Source organism: Acidovorax sp. SUPP1855, from assembly GCF_030158955.1.
Lineage (GTDB): Bacteria > Pseudomonadota > Gammaproteobacteria > Burkholderiales > Burkholderiaceae_C > Paracidovorax.
Map to the genome: position 1 here is coordinate 85,193 of NZ_BQXI01000021.1, position 13,686 is coordinate 98,878.

Annotated in this window: 14 protein-coding genes and 1 tRNA gene; 8 read left to right on the top strand and 7 right to left on the bottom strand. The window is 67.2% G+C overall.

What is annotated here, in order from left to right; translation table 11 throughout:
* Positions 1 to 18: 18 nt before the first annotated feature.
* The gene (locus AVMA1855_RS17780) at positions 19 to 504 is read right to left on the bottom strand and encodes a YajQ family cyclic di-GMP-binding protein (RefSeq protein ID WP_272568536.1); all 486 of its coding nucleotides are present in this window, start codon (positions 502 to 504) and stop codon (positions 19 to 21) included.
* A 68-nt stretch (positions 505 to 572) separates the two neighbouring features.
* Between AVMA1855_RS17780 and murB the strand changes: the two genes are divergently transcribed.
* The gene (gene murB / locus AVMA1855_RS17785; protein WP_284426724.1) at positions 573 to 1,655 is read left to right on the top strand and encodes a UDP-N-acetylmuramate dehydrogenase; all 1,083 of its coding nucleotides are present in this window, start codon (positions 573 to 575) and stop codon (positions 1,653 to 1,655) included.
* Between the two features lie 150 nt (positions 1,656 to 1,805).
* On the opposite strand, the gene AVMA1855_RS17790 is transcribed toward murB, so the two are convergent.
* From AVMA1855_RS17790 to AVMA1855_RS17815, 6 genes are all read right to left on the bottom strand, one after another.
* Positions 1,806 to 2,264, bottom strand: a complete 459-nt coding sequence (locus AVMA1855_RS17790; protein ID WP_284426725.1) for a carboxymuconolactone decarboxylase family protein — start codon at positions 2,262 to 2,264, stop codon at positions 1,806 to 1,808.
* 139 nt (positions 2,265 to 2,403) lie between these two features.
* A complete protein-coding gene (sigJ, locus tag AVMA1855_RS17795) occupies positions 2,404 to 3,294 on the bottom strand; it encodes an RNA polymerase sigma factor SigJ (RefSeq protein ID WP_284426726.1) in 891 nt (296 codons plus the stop codon).
* Between the two features lie 155 nt (positions 3,295 to 3,449).
* Positions 3,450 to 4,793 carry an argininosuccinate synthase gene (gene argG / locus AVMA1855_RS17800; RefSeq protein WP_272568543.1) on the bottom strand — a complete coding sequence of 448 codons (1,344 nt, stop codon included), beginning with the start codon at positions 4,791 to 4,793 and terminating at the stop codon, positions 3,450 to 3,452.
* Between the two features lie 17 nt (positions 4,794 to 4,810).
* On the bottom strand, positions 4,811 to 5,128 hold the full coding sequence (ppnP, locus tag AVMA1855_RS17805; protein WP_284426727.1) for a pyrimidine/purine nucleoside phosphorylase: 318 nt from the start codon (positions 5,126 to 5,128) through the stop codon (positions 4,811 to 4,813).
* Between the two features lie 180 nt (positions 5,129 to 5,308).
* The gene (locus AVMA1855_RS17810; protein ID WP_272568547.1) at positions 5,309 to 5,944 is read right to left on the bottom strand and encodes a glycine zipper 2TM domain-containing protein; all 636 of its coding nucleotides are present in this window, start codon (positions 5,942 to 5,944) and stop codon (positions 5,309 to 5,311) included.
* A 112-nt stretch (positions 5,945 to 6,056) separates the two neighbouring features.
* Positions 6,057 to 6,482, bottom strand: coding sequence for an ArsC family reductase (locus AVMA1855_RS17815; protein ID WP_284426728.1), 426 nt, complete (start codon positions 6,480 to 6,482; stop codon positions 6,057 to 6,059).
* A 47-nt stretch (positions 6,483 to 6,529) separates the two neighbouring features.
* Here AVMA1855_RS17815 and folC point away from each other — a divergent pair, with 47 nt between their 5' ends.
* The 7 genes from folC (at position 6,530) to AVMA1855_RS17850 (ending at position 13,638) form a co-directional block, all read left to right on the top strand.
* Complete coding sequence (folC, locus tag AVMA1855_RS17820) at positions 6,530 to 7,855, top strand: bifunctional tetrahydrofolate synthase/dihydrofolate synthase (protein ID WP_284426729.1); 1,326 nt, start codon at positions 6,530 to 6,532, stop codon at positions 7,853 to 7,855.
* A 22-nt stretch (positions 7,856 to 7,877) separates the two neighbouring features.
* Positions 7,878 to 8,726, top strand: a complete 849-nt coding sequence (locus AVMA1855_RS17825; RefSeq protein ID WP_284426730.1) for an SPOR domain-containing protein — start codon at positions 7,878 to 7,880, stop codon at positions 8,724 to 8,726.
* 24 nt (positions 8,727 to 8,750) lie between these two features.
* Positions 8,751 to 9,239, top strand: coding sequence for a CvpA family protein (locus AVMA1855_RS17830; protein ID WP_284426731.1), 489 nt, complete (start codon positions 8,751 to 8,753; stop codon positions 9,237 to 9,239).
* Between the two features lie 78 nt (positions 9,240 to 9,317).
* A complete protein-coding gene (purF, locus tag AVMA1855_RS17835) occupies positions 9,318 to 10,826 on the top strand; it encodes an amidophosphoribosyltransferase (protein WP_284406189.1) in 1,509 nt (502 codons plus the stop codon).
* Between the two features lie 26 nt (positions 10,827 to 10,852).
* Positions 10,853 to 12,085: an O-succinylhomoserine sulfhydrylase gene (locus AVMA1855_RS17840; RefSeq protein WP_284412024.1), complete on the top strand. Its 1,233-nt coding sequence runs from the start codon at positions 10,853 to 10,855 to the stop codon at positions 12,083 to 12,085.
* The gene (gene gltX / locus AVMA1855_RS17845) at positions 12,082 to 13,497 is read left to right on the top strand and encodes a glutamate--tRNA ligase (protein WP_284426732.1); all 1,416 of its coding nucleotides are present in this window, start codon (positions 12,082 to 12,084) and stop codon (positions 13,495 to 13,497) included. The genes AVMA1855_RS17840 and gltX overlap by 4 nt, the downstream gene beginning before the upstream one ends.
* A 65-nt stretch (positions 13,498 to 13,562) precedes the next feature.
* Positions 13,563 to 13,638: transfer RNA gene (locus AVMA1855_RS17850), tRNA-Ala, on the top strand.
* Positions 13,639 to 13,686 lie beyond the last annotated feature (48 nt).

Consider the following 13,686-nt stretch of genomic DNA (forward strand, 5'->3'; position numbering starts at 1 on the left):
CCAGCGGGGAAGTCGGTGTCAGTCGCGGAAGTTGTCGAACGACAGTGGAATGTCCACCACTTCCTTGCGCAGCAGCGCCATGGCGGCCTGCAGGTCGTCGCGCTTGGCGCCGGTCACGCGCACTTTCTCTTCCTGGATGGCGGCCTGCACCTTGAGCTTGCTTTCCTTGAGGAGCTTCTGGATCTTCTTGGCCAGCTCGCTCTCGATGCCGTTGCGCACCTTCACGACCTGTTTGACCTTGTCGCCGCCGACCTTCTGCGGCTTTTCCATGTCGAGAAAGCGCACGTCCACGTTGCGCTTGGTGAGCTTGTTGCGCAGGATGTCTTCCACCTGGGTGAGCTGGAAGTCGGCATCGCCGAACAGCGTGATCTCCTTGTCCTTGATCTCGATGGCGGCGGACGTGCCCTTGAAGTCGAAGCGCGTGCCGATTTCCTTGGCGGTGTTTTCGACCGCGTTCTTCACTTCTACGAGGTTGGCTTCACAAACGGTGTCAAAAGAAGGCATGGCATCACTCTCGGGAACTGGGGGGAGAACCCGGCCGCGAAAAGGGGCCGGGTGCGACAATCCGGTCGATGTTAGTCGAGAAAAACGCTCCCCTGCAGCACTGCAATACCTTCGGTATCGTGGCCCGCGCCCACACGCTGGTGCGTGCCCGCTCGGTCGAGGACGTGCGCGCCCTGGTGTCCGACCCGCAGCTGGCGGGCTCGCCCGTCTTCGTGCTGGGCGGCGGCAGCAACATCGTTCTCACCGGCGACGTCAAGCCCGTGGTTCTCAAGATGGAGATCAAGGGCCTGCGGCTGGTGCAGGAAACCCCCCAGGCCTTCATCGTGGAGGCCGGTGCCGGCGAGTCCTGGCACGACGCCGTCGCCTGGACCCTGGCGCACGGCTTTCCCGGCCTGGAAAACCTGGCCCTCATCCCCGGCACCGTGGGCGCGGCGCCCGTGCAGAACATCGGCGCCTACGGCGTCGAGCTGCAGGACCGCTTCGATTCCCTGGATGCCATCGACCTGGCGACGGGCCAGCCGTTCACGCTCGATGCCGCCCAGTGCGCGTTCGGCTACCGCGATTCCGTCTTCAAGCACCAGGCCCCCGCCGCCCGCGCGGGCGCCGCCGAGGGCAGCGCGCCGCGCGGCATGGGCCTGGCGGGGCGCGCGGCCATCACGCACGTGCGCTTTCGCCTGCCCAAGCCCTGGAAGCCCGAGCTGGGCTACCTGGACCTGGAGCGCAAGCGGGCCGAGGCCGGCGTGGCCGAGCCCACGGCGCAGCAGATCTTCGAATGGGTGTGCGAGGTGCGCCGCGCCAAGCTGCCCGACCCGGCGGTGGTGGGCAACGCCGGCAGCTTCTTCAAGAACCCCACGGTCACGCCCGACCAGTGCTCGGACATCATCGCCCGCGAGCCGCGCATCGTGCACTACCCCATGCCCGACGGCACCATCAAGCTGGCGGCGGGCTGGCTGATCGATGCCTGCGGCTGGAAGGGCAAGAGCGTGGGCAAGGCCGGCGTGTACGAAAAGCAGGCGCTGGTGCTGGTCAACCGCGGCCGAGGCGCCGACAGCGTGACCGGCGGCGAAGTGATGACGCTGGCCAAGGCCATCCAGACCAGCGTGTACGAGCGCTTCGGCATCCGGCTGGAGCCGGAGCCGGTGGTGGTCTAGGCCCGGCGCATGCGGCCGGTTCTGCCGCGAAGCGGCTGCAAAGCCGTTGCGGAGAAATTGCTATGCTATTAATAGCATCGATGGCATGTTTTACTAGGGCGTGAGGCCAATTGGGCTCTTATTTTTGGTGCGACGGCCCGAACGGGGCGCTCAGGCGCCGGCGCCGCCCGCCGGTGGCGCGCGGAAGGCGACCTGGAACCGGTTCCAGCCGTTGATGGCGACGACGGCCAGCGACAGCTCGACGATCTCCGCCTCCGAGAACTGCGCCGCCACCAGGTCATAGACCGCGTCCGGCACGTCTTGCGTGGTGGCCAGGCGGGTCAGCGATTCGGCCCAGGCCAGCGCCGCGCGTTCGCGGGCATCGAACAGGCCGGCCTCGCGCCAGGCGGCCAGCAGGTGCAGGCGCCGGTCGGTCTCGCCATGCCGGCGGGCCACGCCCACGTGCAGGTCGATGCAGAACGCGCAGCCGTTGATCTGCGACACGCGCATCTTCACCAGTTCCTTGAGGGCTAGGGGCAGCGCGCCGGCGCGCAGCTGGTTCTCCAGCGCCATCATGGCGTTCGCGGTGGCGGGGTGTTTTTTCATGAGGTCGATGCGGGCTTGGGACATTGGGGAGCCTTTCGTGGCGGTGGGTGGTTGAAGGAAGGAGCGGGTGGGAAAACCGTGGCCCATGGCGCGGCCCGCACCCGGCGCGGGTGCCATGCCATCGGGAACGGAGCGGGAAAACGGGACAGGGCGGCGGCGGGGCCTACAGCCCGCGCAGCTTGTCCGGGTTCAGCACGGCGTAGATGCCGTGGATGTGCGTGCCGTCGGTCTGCAAGGCCAGCGCCACGCGCGGCGTGCCGTCCTCGCGCAGCACCAGGCCCGGCGTGCCGTTGATCTGCACCTCTTGCACGGTGAGGTGGCGCAGGTACACGCGCCACAGGCCCGCCGCCAGCCGGGCCAGGGCCCGGGGGCCGCGCACCACCTTGGTGGCGGCCTGGACCTTGCCGCCCGCATCGGGCGTCCAGGTGGCGTCCGGCGCGAAGAGGGCGAGCAGGGCGCCGTGGTCCTGGGCGCGCATCGCGGCCATGAAGCGGTGCAGCAGGGCCCGCGCGGCGTCCGGCGTGGCGGAAAAGCGCACCTTCTCCCGGCGCACCTGGGTGCGGGCGCGGTGCACCAGCTGGCGGCAGGCTGCCTCGCTGCGGTCCAGCACGGTGGCGATCTCGGCGTAGTCGCTGTCGAACACGTCGTGCAGCAGGAAGGCGGCGCGCTCGTCGGGCGACAGGCGCTCCAGCACCACCAGCAGCGCGATGGACAGATCGGACGCCAGCTCGGCGCGCGCATCGGCCGCCGGCGCGGTGGCGTCGCGGTCCAGCCAGGGCTCGGGCAGCCACGGGCCGCTGTAGGCCTCGCGCTCGGTGCGGGTGGCGCGCAGCCGGTCCACGCACAGGCGGGTGACGGTGGTCACCAGCCAGGCCTCGGCCGTCTGCACGCGCTCGGCCGGCGTGGACTGCCAGCGCAGCCAGGCGTCCTGCAGCACGTCCTGCGCATCGGCGCGGCTGCCCAGCATGCGGTAGGCCACGCCCAGGAGGCGCGGGCGGTGCTGAAGGAACGTGGCGGTGTGCGGGTCCGGGGCGAGGGGAATGTCGGCGTTCATGCCTTCAAGACGGGTGGCCGGGCCGGTTTGTGACGGGAATCCGCGCCGCCTGCCAAAAAAGAAAACCGCCCGGCCGGGTGGCGGGGCGGTTGCTCTTTTTTTCATAGCTGCCAGCGAATGTCGCAGTAGCGCTGGAGGCCTTTCGATGCCTGGCGTTACTTTTTCTCGCTGCCGTCGCCCAGCTGCGCCAGCGCGGCATTGCCGCCCAGCGACAGCAGGCCGGACTGGGCGTAGACGCCCAGCTTGTGGCGCGTGTCGATGATGTCCAGGTTGCGCATGGTCAGCTGGCCGATGCGGTCGGCGGGGCTGAACGGCGCGTCTTCCACCTTTTCCATCGACAGGCGCTCGGGCGCGTAGGTCAGGTTGGGCGATTCGGTGTTGAGCAGCGAGTAGTCGTTGCCGCGGCGCAGCTCCAGCGTCACCGTGCCGGTCACGGCGCGCGCCACCCAGCGCTGGGCGGTCTCGCGCAGCATGATGGCCTGCGGGTCGAACCAGCGGCCCTGGTACAGCAGGCGGCCCAGCTTCAGGCCGTTCATGCGGTACTGCTCGATGGTGTCTTCGTTGTGAATGCCGGTCACCAGGCGCTCGTAGGCGATGTGCAGCAGCGCCAGGCCCGGGGCTTCGTAGATGCCGCGGCTCTTGGCTTCGATGATGCGGTTCTCGATCTGATCGCTCATCCCCAGGCCGTGGCGGCCGCCGATGCGGTTGGCTTCCAGGATCAGCGCCACGGGGTCGTTGTACTCGACGCCGTTCAGGGCGACGGGCTGGCCTTCCTCGAAGCGCACGGACACTTCCTCGGACTTGACCTGGACATCGTCCTTCCAGAACGCCACCCCCATGATGGGGTTCACGATGCGGATGCCGCTGTTCAGGAACTCCAGGTCCTTGGCCTCGTGCGTCGCGCCCAGCATGTTGCTGTCGGTGCTGTAGGCCTTTTCGGCGCTCATTTTGTAGCCGAAGCCTTCCTTCGTCATGAAGGCCGACATTTCGGCGCGGCCGCCCAGCTCGTCGATGAACAGCTGGTCCAGCCAGGGCTTGTAGATCTTGAGCGAAGGGTTGGTGAGCAGTCCGTAGCGGTAAAAGCGCTCGATGTCGTTGCCCTTGAAGGTCGAGCCGTCGCCCCAGATGTGGACGTCGTCTTCCTTCATGGCTGCCACCAGCATGGTGCCGGTGACGGCGCGGCCCAGCGGCGTGGTGTTGAAGTAGGTGATGCCGGCCGTGCTGATGTGGAAGGCGCCGGCCTGCAGCGCGGCGATGCCTTCATGGGCGAGCTGCGTGCGGCAGTCCACCAGGCGGGCCTTTTCGGCGCCGTATTCCATCGCCTTGGCGGGGATGGCGTCGTAGTCCGGCTCGTCGGGCTGGCCCAGGTTGGCCGTGTAGGCGTAGGGCAGGGCGCCCTTGTTCTTCATCCAGCGCAGCGCGGCGCTGGTATCGAGACCGCCGGAGAAGGCGATGCCGACCTTCTGGTTCAGGGGCAGGTTCTGGAGGATGGTGGCCATGTGCAGTGCCTTTCGGTTCAGCCGAAGTGGCAGATGTAGTGGTAGGCGCTGGCGACGCGGATCTCGAACTTCGACTGGCCGGGCACGCTGAATTTCTCGCCCGCGCTGGACTTCACCCAGGCGTCGGTGCCGTCGAGCTTGTACTCGCACGCGCCGCCCACGCATTCCATGATCTCGGGCGCGCCGGTGTTGAAGGTCAGCGTGGCGGGCAGGATCACGCCCACCGATTTCTTCGTGCCGTCCGGAAACGTGATGTTGTGGCTCACGCATTTGCCGTCGAAATACACTTTGGCTTGGGTGGTGACGGACACGCCGTCGATGGTTTCGGTGGTCATGGATGCGCTTGAAAGGAAGAGGAAGGGGGAAAACCGAAGATTCTAGGTTGAACGCTGCAGCCGGCCCCCGTTTCCCGTGCGAGGCGGCGCCCCAAAACGCCAGGCCGAAGGCGCGCCCCACGAAAAAGGGAGCCCGAAGGCTCCCTGATGGATGCGTTGGCCGTCCGGCCGGTGGCCCCTTCAGCGCCAGTAGGGATCGCGCGGGCGGGGTGGGTAGTAGGGGCGGCCGTAGCTGTCGTGGTATTCGATGACCGTGGTGGACGGGGGCGTCACGTAGGCGGGTGGGCCGGGGTAGGTCGAGACCACCACGCCCGGCTGGGCGTAGCCGCCGGAGTAGGCGGGGGCCGGCGGTGCGCTGGCGATGGGCTGCACGCTCACGGGAATCCAGGCGCCCGGGTCGTGCTGCGTGCGGGTGGTGTACTGGCGGCCCGCGTACTCGTAGAGCACGTTGTAGCCCATGGTGCGGTTCTCGTAGTACGTCTGGGTGGAGCAGCGCTGCACGTTCTGGTACTCGGGCCGGGTGCCCTCGATGTTGTTGCCCAGCACGGCCCCGCCGATCAGCCCGATGGCGGTGGCGGCGGCGCGTCCGCTGCCTTTGCCGATCGCGTTGCCGGTGGCCCCGCCGGCGATGGCACCCAGCACCGCTCCAGCGCCGGTCGGCCGCGATTCGCCGTAGATGGTTTCGTTACCGCACACCTGCTGGGGAATGGCCACCTGCTCGGTGATGGGGGTGGCGGAGAGGACGCGGCCCTGTTCCTGGGCGCTGGCACCGGCTGCAACGGCAGCCAGCGCGGTCAACAAGATGATTTTCTTCATGGAGAAGCTCCTTTCGGTCGGTGTACAACGCATCAGGCTGAGAAAAAGTTTAGGGTCGCCGTGTCAAGCCTGCAGCCGGAGGCCGTAAATCTGGGTAAAGATTTGTGCCGTTTCAGGGCTTGGAGCGCGCGGTGGCGGCTTCGTTCCAATCGGCTTCGTTGAAACCCACGGTGATGCGGCCGTCCGCCCATTCCACGACCGGGCGCTTGATGACGCTGGGCTGCGCCTTCATCACCTCGGCGGCGCTGCCCGCGTCGTGTACGGCGGCCTGGGTGTCCGCATCCAGTTTGCGCCAGGTCGTTCCCTGGCGGTTCAGCAGCTTTTCCCAGCCCACCGCATCGGCCCAGTGCGGCAGGCGATCGGCCGGCACGCCCTGCTTCTTGAAGTCGTGGAACTGGTGCGCAACGCCCTGGGCGGCAAGCCAGGCGCGGGCCTTCTTGACGGTGTCGCAGTTGGGAATGCCGTAGAGCACGGTGGTGTCCGGGCGGGCGGCGGCGTGGGCGGGGGTACGGGCGGGGGTACGGGTGGGGGTACTCATGGCGCCGATCATCGTGCAAGCCGCGCTCGGCGACAATCCGGCCCCGTATGCACACCAATTTCGACACCCTGGAAGGCTGGCTCGGCCATTGCGAGCGCCTGCACCCGAAGAACATCGACATGGGCCTGGACCGCGTGCGTGCCGTGGCCCGGCGCATGGATCTGCGGTTCGACTGCCCGGTCATCACCGTGGCCGGCACCAACGGCAAGGGCTCCACCTGCGCCATGCTCGAAGCGGTGGCGCTGCAGTCGGGCTACCGCACCGGGGTGTACACGTCGCCGCACCTGGTGCACTTCGAGGAGCGGTGCCGCATCCACGGCGAGATCGTCGCCGCTTCGGATCTGATCGCGCACTTCGCCGCCGTGGAAAGCGCCAGGACCCTGGACGGCGAGGACATCTCGCTGTCGTACTTCGAGTTCACCACCCTGGCGATCCTGCGGCTCATGAGCCTGGCGCGGCTGGATGTGGCCATCCTCGAGGTCGGCCTGGGTGGGCGGCTCGATGCCACCAACGTGATCGACACGGACTGCGCCGTCATCACCAGCATCGACATCGACCACACCGAATTCCTGGGGCCCGACCGCGAAACCATCGGGCGCGAGAAGGCCGGCATCATGCGCACGGGCCGCCCCGTGGTGGTGAGCGATCCCATGGCGCCGCAGAGCGTGCTCGACCATGCGCTGGAGATCGGCGCCGACCTGTGGCGCTTCGGCCATGACTTCAACTTTTCGGGCGACAAGCAGCAGTGGAGTTGGGCCGGTCGGGGCCGCCGCTACGCCGGCATGGCCTACCCCTCCTTGCGGGGCGCCAACCAGCTCGTCAATGCCTCCGGCGCCCTGGCGGCGCTCGAGGCCCTGCGCGACCGGCTTCCGGTCACCGCGCAGGCGGTGCGCAACGGGCTGGCCATGGTGGAGCTGCCCGGGCGCTTCCAGATCGTTCCCGGCCAGCCGACCCTGGTGCTGGATGTGGCACACAACCCCCATTCGGTGGCGGCGCTGACCGCCAACCTGGACGCAATGGGGTTCTTCCCCACCACACATGCCGTGCTGGGCGCCATGGCCGACAAGGACCTCGGCCCCATGCTTGCCAAGATCGGTCCGCTGGTGGACCGCTGGTATTTCACCGATCTGCCCACGCCCCGCGCCGAGAGCGCCGCGGGCCTGCAGCAGAAATGGAACGCCCTGCAGATCGTGGCCGGGGGGCGCCGCACCGTGCCCACCAGCCTGCACGTGGACCCCCAGCAGGCACTGCAGGCGGCCGTCGATGCCGCGGAGCCGGCTGATAGAATCGTGGTCTTTGGCTCGTTCTACACGGTGGGCGGCGTTCTGACCAACGGGACGCCTCGCCTGCAGGCCAAGCATCTGGGCGCATAAGGTCCGCACGATTCTGCACTCCATGGCATTTTTCAAGTTTCGGTGGCCCGGCAGCAAGGAGCAACCCGATAAACCCGCGGGCAAGCGTTCGCGCAATGCCCAGGCTGAGAGCATCGAGGCCATGCGTCGGCGCGCACGGCACCGGCTGATCGGCGCAGCGGTGCTGGTGTTGCTGGGGGTGGTGGGTTTTCCCATCCTGTTCGACACCCAGCCGCGCCCCATTCCGGTCGATATTCCCATCGACATTCCTGATCGCAACAAGGTGGCGCCCCTGGTGGTGCCCGAGGCTGCGCCGGCCCGTCCGGCAGCGTCGGCCCCGGCCATGGCGTCGGCCGGGGGCCTGGCCGAAGGCGAAGAGGTCGTGCCGTCCAGCCGCAACGCGCCCAAGCCGGCGGCGTCTGCGCCGGTGCATGCCCCTGCGCCCGCGCCTGCGGCGGCGTCCAAGCCTGAGGTGCGGGCCGAGCCCAAGCCGGCCCCCCGGCCGGAGCCCAAGCCTCAGGTCCACGAATCGAAGCCGGAACCCAAACCCGAACCCAAGCCCGAGGCCAAACCGCAGCGCTCGGAAGACGCGGCGCGTGCGCGGGCCTTGCTCGAAGGGCGCGATACCCCGGCGCCGGCCGCGGCCGCCTCCAAAAGCGAAGAGGGCCGGCTGATCGTGCAGGTGGGCGCCTTCGCAGATGCCGACAAGGCCCGCGAAGTGCGCCAGTCGCTGGAGCGCGCCGGCCTCAAGACCTACACCCAGGTGGTGGACACCAAGGACGGTAAACGCACCCGCGTCAGGGTCGGCCCCTATGCCTCCCGCGCCGAAGCGGACAAGGCGGCTGCGCGCGTGAAGGGCCTGGGCCTGTCGGCTTCGGTCCTGGCGCTGTAGCCGGCCGACGGCTCGCGTGCGTGCATGGCATCGCTGGACTGGATTTTCTTGGCGGTGCTGCTGGGGTCCCTGGTGCTGGGGGCCTGGCGCGGGCTGATTTATGAAGTGTTGTCGCTGGCGGGCTGGGTCATGGCCTTTTTCATGGCCCAGTGGTGGGCCGAGGACGTGGGGCGGTGGCTGCCGATTTCCGATTCGGCCGAGTCCGTGCGGCATGCGGCGGGCTTTGCGCTGGCGTTCATCGGCACGCTGTTTGCCTGTGGATTCCTGGCCTGGCTGGCCAAAAAATTGATCGAGGCGGTGGGGCTGCGCCCTGTGGACCGCACGCTTGGGGCAGCGTTCGGGGCCCTGCGGGGCATGGTGCTGCTGTTGGCGGCATCGCTCGTGGTGCTGTGGACCCCCTTGCAGGAGGGGCTGTGGTGGAAAGAGTCGCAGGCCGCCCCCATATTGACGGGTGTGCTGGAAATTTTGAAGCCGGCTTTGCCGCCAGCGCTGGGAAGGCATCTGCCTTCATGACAGGGACGCGGCGCCACCCCGGTGGCGCTGCACTGATTTTTTATTGCGGGATCGCCCGCCTTTGGATGGAACGCGAATATGTGTGGAATCGTCGGCGTGGTCAGCACGGCTCCTGTCAACCAACTGGTCTATGACGCTCTGCTGCTCCTGCAGCACCGGGGCCAGGATGCGGCGGGTATCGTCACCCAGCAGGGGCGCAAGTTCTTCATGCACAAGGCCAAGGGCATGGTGCGCGACGTGTTTCGCACGCGCAACATGCGTGCGCTGCCGGGCACGGTCGGCCTGGGTCAGGTGCGCTACCCCACGGCGGGCAATGCCTACAGTGAGGAAGAGGCCCAGCCGTTCTACGTGAACGCCCCCTTCGGCCTGGTGCTGGTGCACAACGGCAACCTGACCAATGCGCAATCGCTGCGCGCCGAACTGTTTTCGACCGACCACCGCCACACCAACACCGAGAGCGACTCCGAAGTGCTGCTCAACGTGTTCGCGCATGAGCTGGAGCGCGCCACCCGCGGTGTGCCGCTGCAGACCGAAGACGTGTTCGCGGCCGTGCGTGCCGTGCATCGCCGCGTCAAGGGCTCCTACGCCGTGATCGCGCTGATCGCCGGCCACGGGCTGGTCGCCTTCCGCGATCCCCACGGCATCCGCCCGCTGTGCATGGGCCGCAGCCCGGAAGGCACCGTGATGGTCGGCAGCGAGTCGGTGGCCCTGGAAGGCACCAACCACGTGTTCGAGCGCGATATCCAGCCGGGCGAGGCTGTGTTCATCACGGACGACGGCACGGTGCATGCGCAGCAGTGCGCCGATGCGCCGCAGCTCAACCCCTGCATCTTCGAGTTCGTCTATCTGGCGCGTCCGGATTCGGTGCTGGATGGCATCTCGGTGTACCAGGCCCGCCTGAACCTGGGCGAGGCATTGGCCAAGCGCGTGGTCTCCACGGTGCCGCCCAGCGAGATCGATGTGATCATTCCCATCCCGGAATCGAGCCGCCCGAGCGCCACGCAACTGGCGCATCTGCTGGGCATTCCGTACCGCGAGGGCTTCGTGAAGAACCGCTACGTGGGGCGCACCTTCATCATGCCGGGGCAGGGCGTTCGCAAGAAGTCCGTGCGGCAAAAGTTGAACGTCATCGCCAGCGAGTTCAAGGGCCGCAACGTGCTGCTGGTGGACGACTCCATCGTGCGTGGCACCACCTCGCGCGAGATCGTGCAGATGGCGCGCGACGCGGGCGCCCGCAAGGTCTACCTGGCCAGCGCCGCGCCGCCGGTGCGCTATCCCAACGTGTACGGCATCGACATGCCCACGAGCAATGAACTGGTGGCCCATGGCCGCACGGTCGAAGAAGTGCGGCAGTCCATCGGCTGCGATGCCTTGATCTATCAGGACGTCAACGGCATGAAGAAGGCGGTCGGCGCCCTGAACGGGCGCATCGAAGGCTTCGACGCCTCGTGCTTCGACGGCGTGTACGTCACGGGCGACATCACCGCGCAGGACATCGCGCGGCTGAACGAAGGGCGTGTAGGCGTGGAGGAGCCGCAGGAGGAAGACACTTCCCGCCTGGCCCTGCCCAACGCGCAGGACGCCTGACCGCTATTCGCTTGGATCTTCACGCCATGAACTCCCCCTTGAATGCCCGAACCCTTCCCGAAGGCCTGCACCCCGACACGCTGGCGGTGCGCGAAGCCATTCCCCGCAGCGTGTATGGCGAGCATTCCGAGGCGCTGTACCTGAGCAGCAGCTTCGTGCAGCCCGACGCGGCGACGGCGGCGCGCCGGTTTGCCGGCGAGGAAGAGGGCTACACCTACACCCGGACCGGCAATCCCACGGTCACGAGCTTCGAGCGGCGCCTGGCCGCCCTGGAAGGCACCGAATCCGCGATCGGCACCGCCACCGGCATGTCGGCCATCCTGCTCATGTGCCTGGCACTGCTCAAGACCGGCGACCATGTGATCTGTTCCCGGTCGATGTTCGGCTCGACCATCAAGCTCATCGGCGGAGAGCTGTCGCGTTTCGGCGTGCAGACCACGTTCGTGCCACAGACCGATGCGGCCGCATGGAAGGCCGCGCTGCGCCCGGAGACACGGCTCATGTTTGCGGAAACCCCCACCAATCCGCTGACCGATCTGTGCGACATCCAGGCGCTGGCCGACATCGCCCATGAAGCCGGCGTGCTGCTTGCCGTGGACAACTGCTTCGCCTCTCCCGCCTTGCAGCAGCCCGCCAAATGGGGGGCGGATTTGGTCCTGCACTCCGGCACCAAGTTCCTCGACGGACAAGGCCGGGTGATGGCGGGGGCCGTGTGCGGACCCCGCGCGCTCATCGACGACAAGCTCGCGCCCATGATCCGCAGCGCGGGCATGAACCTGTCGCCCTTCAATGCATGGGTGGTTCTGAAGGGCATGGAAACCTTGTCCATCCGCATGAAGGCGCAAAGCGCCAACGCGCTGCAACTGGCCACCTGGCTCGAATCGCATCCGCGCGTGGCGCGCGTGTACTACCCGGGGCTGGCGTCCCATCCCCAGCATGCGCTGGCCATGCGCCAGCAATCCGGCCTCGGCGGCGCTGTGGTGTCGTTCGACGTCAAGGTGAAAGAGGGCGATCCGGCCTCGGCCCGTGCGCAGGCATTCCATGTGATCGACAGCACGCGGGTGTGCAGCATCACGGCCAATCTCGGCGACACCAAGACCACCATCACCCATCCCGCCAGCACCTCGCATGGCCGCCTGACCGAAGAGCAGCGCCAGGCCGCCGGCCTGGGGCAAGGCCTGATCCGCGTGGCGGTCGGGCTGGAGCACATCGAAGATTTGAAGGCCGACCTCGCGCGCGGCCTGGATACCCTGCAATGACCGAAGCCAACCTGACCCAGCGCGTTCGCACGCGTTTCGCTCCCTCGCCCACGGGGTTCATCCATCTGGGGAACATCCGCTCCGCCCTGTACCCTTGGGCGTTCGCCCGCGCGACGGGTGGCGACTTCATTCTGCGCATCGAGGACACCGACCTGGAGCGGTCCAGCCAGGCCGCCGTGGACGTGATTCTGGAAGGCATGGAATGGCTCGGCATGCAACCCGACGAAGGCCCGTTCTACCAGATGCAGCGCATGGACCGGTACAAGGAAGTGCTGGCCCAGCTGCAGGAGGCCGGCCATGTCTATCCCTGCTACATGAGCGTGCCGGAACTCGACGCGCTGCGCGAACGGCAGATGCAGGCCAAGGAAAAGCCGCGCTACGACGGCACGTGGCGTCCCGAGCCTGGCAAGACCCTGCCGGACGTGCCGCAGGGCGTGCAGCCGGTGCTGCGTTTTCGCAATCCGCTGGGCGGCTCCGTCGTATGGGACGACAAGGTCAAGGGCCGCATCGAGATCCGCAACGACGAGCTCGACGATCTGGTGATCGCGCGGCCCGATGGCACGCCCACGTACAACTTCTGCGTGGTGGTCGATGACATCGACATGGCGATCACCCACGTGATCCGTGGGGACGACCACGTCAACAACACCCCCCGCCAGATCAATATCTTCGAGGCCCTCGGAAAGCAGCCGCCGGTGTATGCCCACCTGCCCACCGTGCTCAACGAGCAGGGCGAGAAGATGAGCAAGCGCAATGGCGCCAAGCCCGTGACCCAGTACCGGGACGAAGGCTATCTGCCCGAAGCCATGGTGAACTACCTGGCCCGGCTGGGCTGGAGCCACGGCGATGACGAGATCTTCAGCCGCGAGCAGTTCTTGCAGTGGTTCAATCTCGACCATCTGGGGCGCAGCGCCGCCCAGTTCGACGAAGCCAAGCTGCGGTGGGTGAACGCGCAGCATCTCAAAGCCATGGCGGACGACGCCCTGGCCGCCCTCGTGACGCCGCGGCTGGAACAGCGGGGCATTTCTGCGGCAGAGCTGGCCGATGGCCGCCTGCCGAGCATCTGCGCGCTCTTCAAGGACCGGTGCGACACGATCGTGGCATTGGCGGACTGGGCTTTCGTGTTCTACGGCGATGTGGCGCCGAACCCCGAGGAGTACGCCAAGCACGTGACCGAAGCCGTTTGGCCTGCCATCGGTGCATTGTCGCAGGCCTTGGCCACCTGTGCATGGGACAAGGCGGCGATCGCTGCAGCCTTCAAGGAAGTGCTCGCCGCCCATTCGCTCAAGATGCCGCAGCTGGCCATGCCGGTGCGCGTGCTGACCGTGGGAACGGCCCACACGCCATCGGTCGATGCGGTGCTCGAACTCGTAGGCCGCGAAAAAATCGCCGCGAGATTGCTGAAGCCTTAAAAACCTGTCTATAATTCAAGGCTCAGGAAATGATGACAGTCACAGTGTGAATGTGGTCATTCAGTGGGGGTATAGCTCAGCTGGGAGAGCGCTTGCATGGCATGCAAGAGGTCATCGGTTCGATCCCGTTTACCTCCACCACTGAGATTTAGAGAACGGTTAGTTCCCAGGTTTTGACCCTATCGTCTA

Bases quoted from the DNA above. Each gene is read 5' to 3' on its own strand.
- folC (WP_284426729.1), top strand. From the start codon at position 6,530: ATGCACACCAATTTCGACACCCTGGAAGGCTGGCTCGGCCATTGCGAG.
- murB (WP_284426724.1), top strand. From the start codon at position 573: ATGTTAGTCGAGAAAAACGCTCCCCTGCAGCACTGCAATACCTTCGGT.
- AVMA1855_RS17810 (WP_272568547.1), bottom strand. From the start codon at position 5,944: ATGAAGAAAATCATCTTGTTGACCGCGCTGGCTGCCGTTGCAGCCGGT.
- sigJ (WP_284426726.1), bottom strand. From the start codon at position 3,294: ATGAACGCCGACATTCCCCTCGCCCCGGACCCGCACACCGCCACGTTC.
- AVMA1855_RS17780 (WP_272568536.1), bottom strand. From the start codon at position 504: ATGCCTTCTTTTGACACCGTTTGTGAAGCCAACCTCGTAGAAGTGAAG.
- argG (WP_272568543.1), bottom strand. From the start codon at position 4,793: ATGGCCACCATCCTCCAGAACCTGCCCCTGAACCAGAAGGTCGGCATC.
- AVMA1855_RS17815 (WP_284426728.1), bottom strand. From the start codon at position 6,482: ATGAGTACCCCCACCCGTACCCCCGCCCGTACCCCCGCCCACGCCGCC.
- AVMA1855_RS17825 (WP_284426730.1), top strand. From the start codon at position 7,878: ATGGCATTTTTCAAGTTTCGGTGGCCCGGCAGCAAGGAGCAACCCGAT.
- ppnP (WP_284426727.1), bottom strand. From the start codon at position 5,128: ATGACCACCGAAACCATCGACGGCGTGTCCGTCACCACCCAAGCCAAA.
- AVMA1855_RS17840 (WP_284412024.1), top strand. From the start codon at position 10,853: ATGAACTCCCCCTTGAATGCCCGAACCCTTCCCGAAGGCCTGCACCCC.
- gltX (WP_284426732.1), top strand. From the start codon at position 12,082: ATGACCGAAGCCAACCTGACCCAGCGCGTTCGCACGCGTTTCGCTCCC.
- purF (WP_284406189.1), top strand. From the start codon at position 9,318: ATGTGTGGAATCGTCGGCGTGGTCAGCACGGCTCCTGTCAACCAACTG.
- AVMA1855_RS17830 (WP_284426731.1), top strand. From the start codon at position 8,751: ATGGCATCGCTGGACTGGATTTTCTTGGCGGTGCTGCTGGGGTCCCTG.
- AVMA1855_RS17790 (WP_284426725.1), bottom strand. From the start codon at position 2,264: ATGTCCCAAGCCCGCATCGACCTCATGAAAAAACACCCCGCCACCGCG.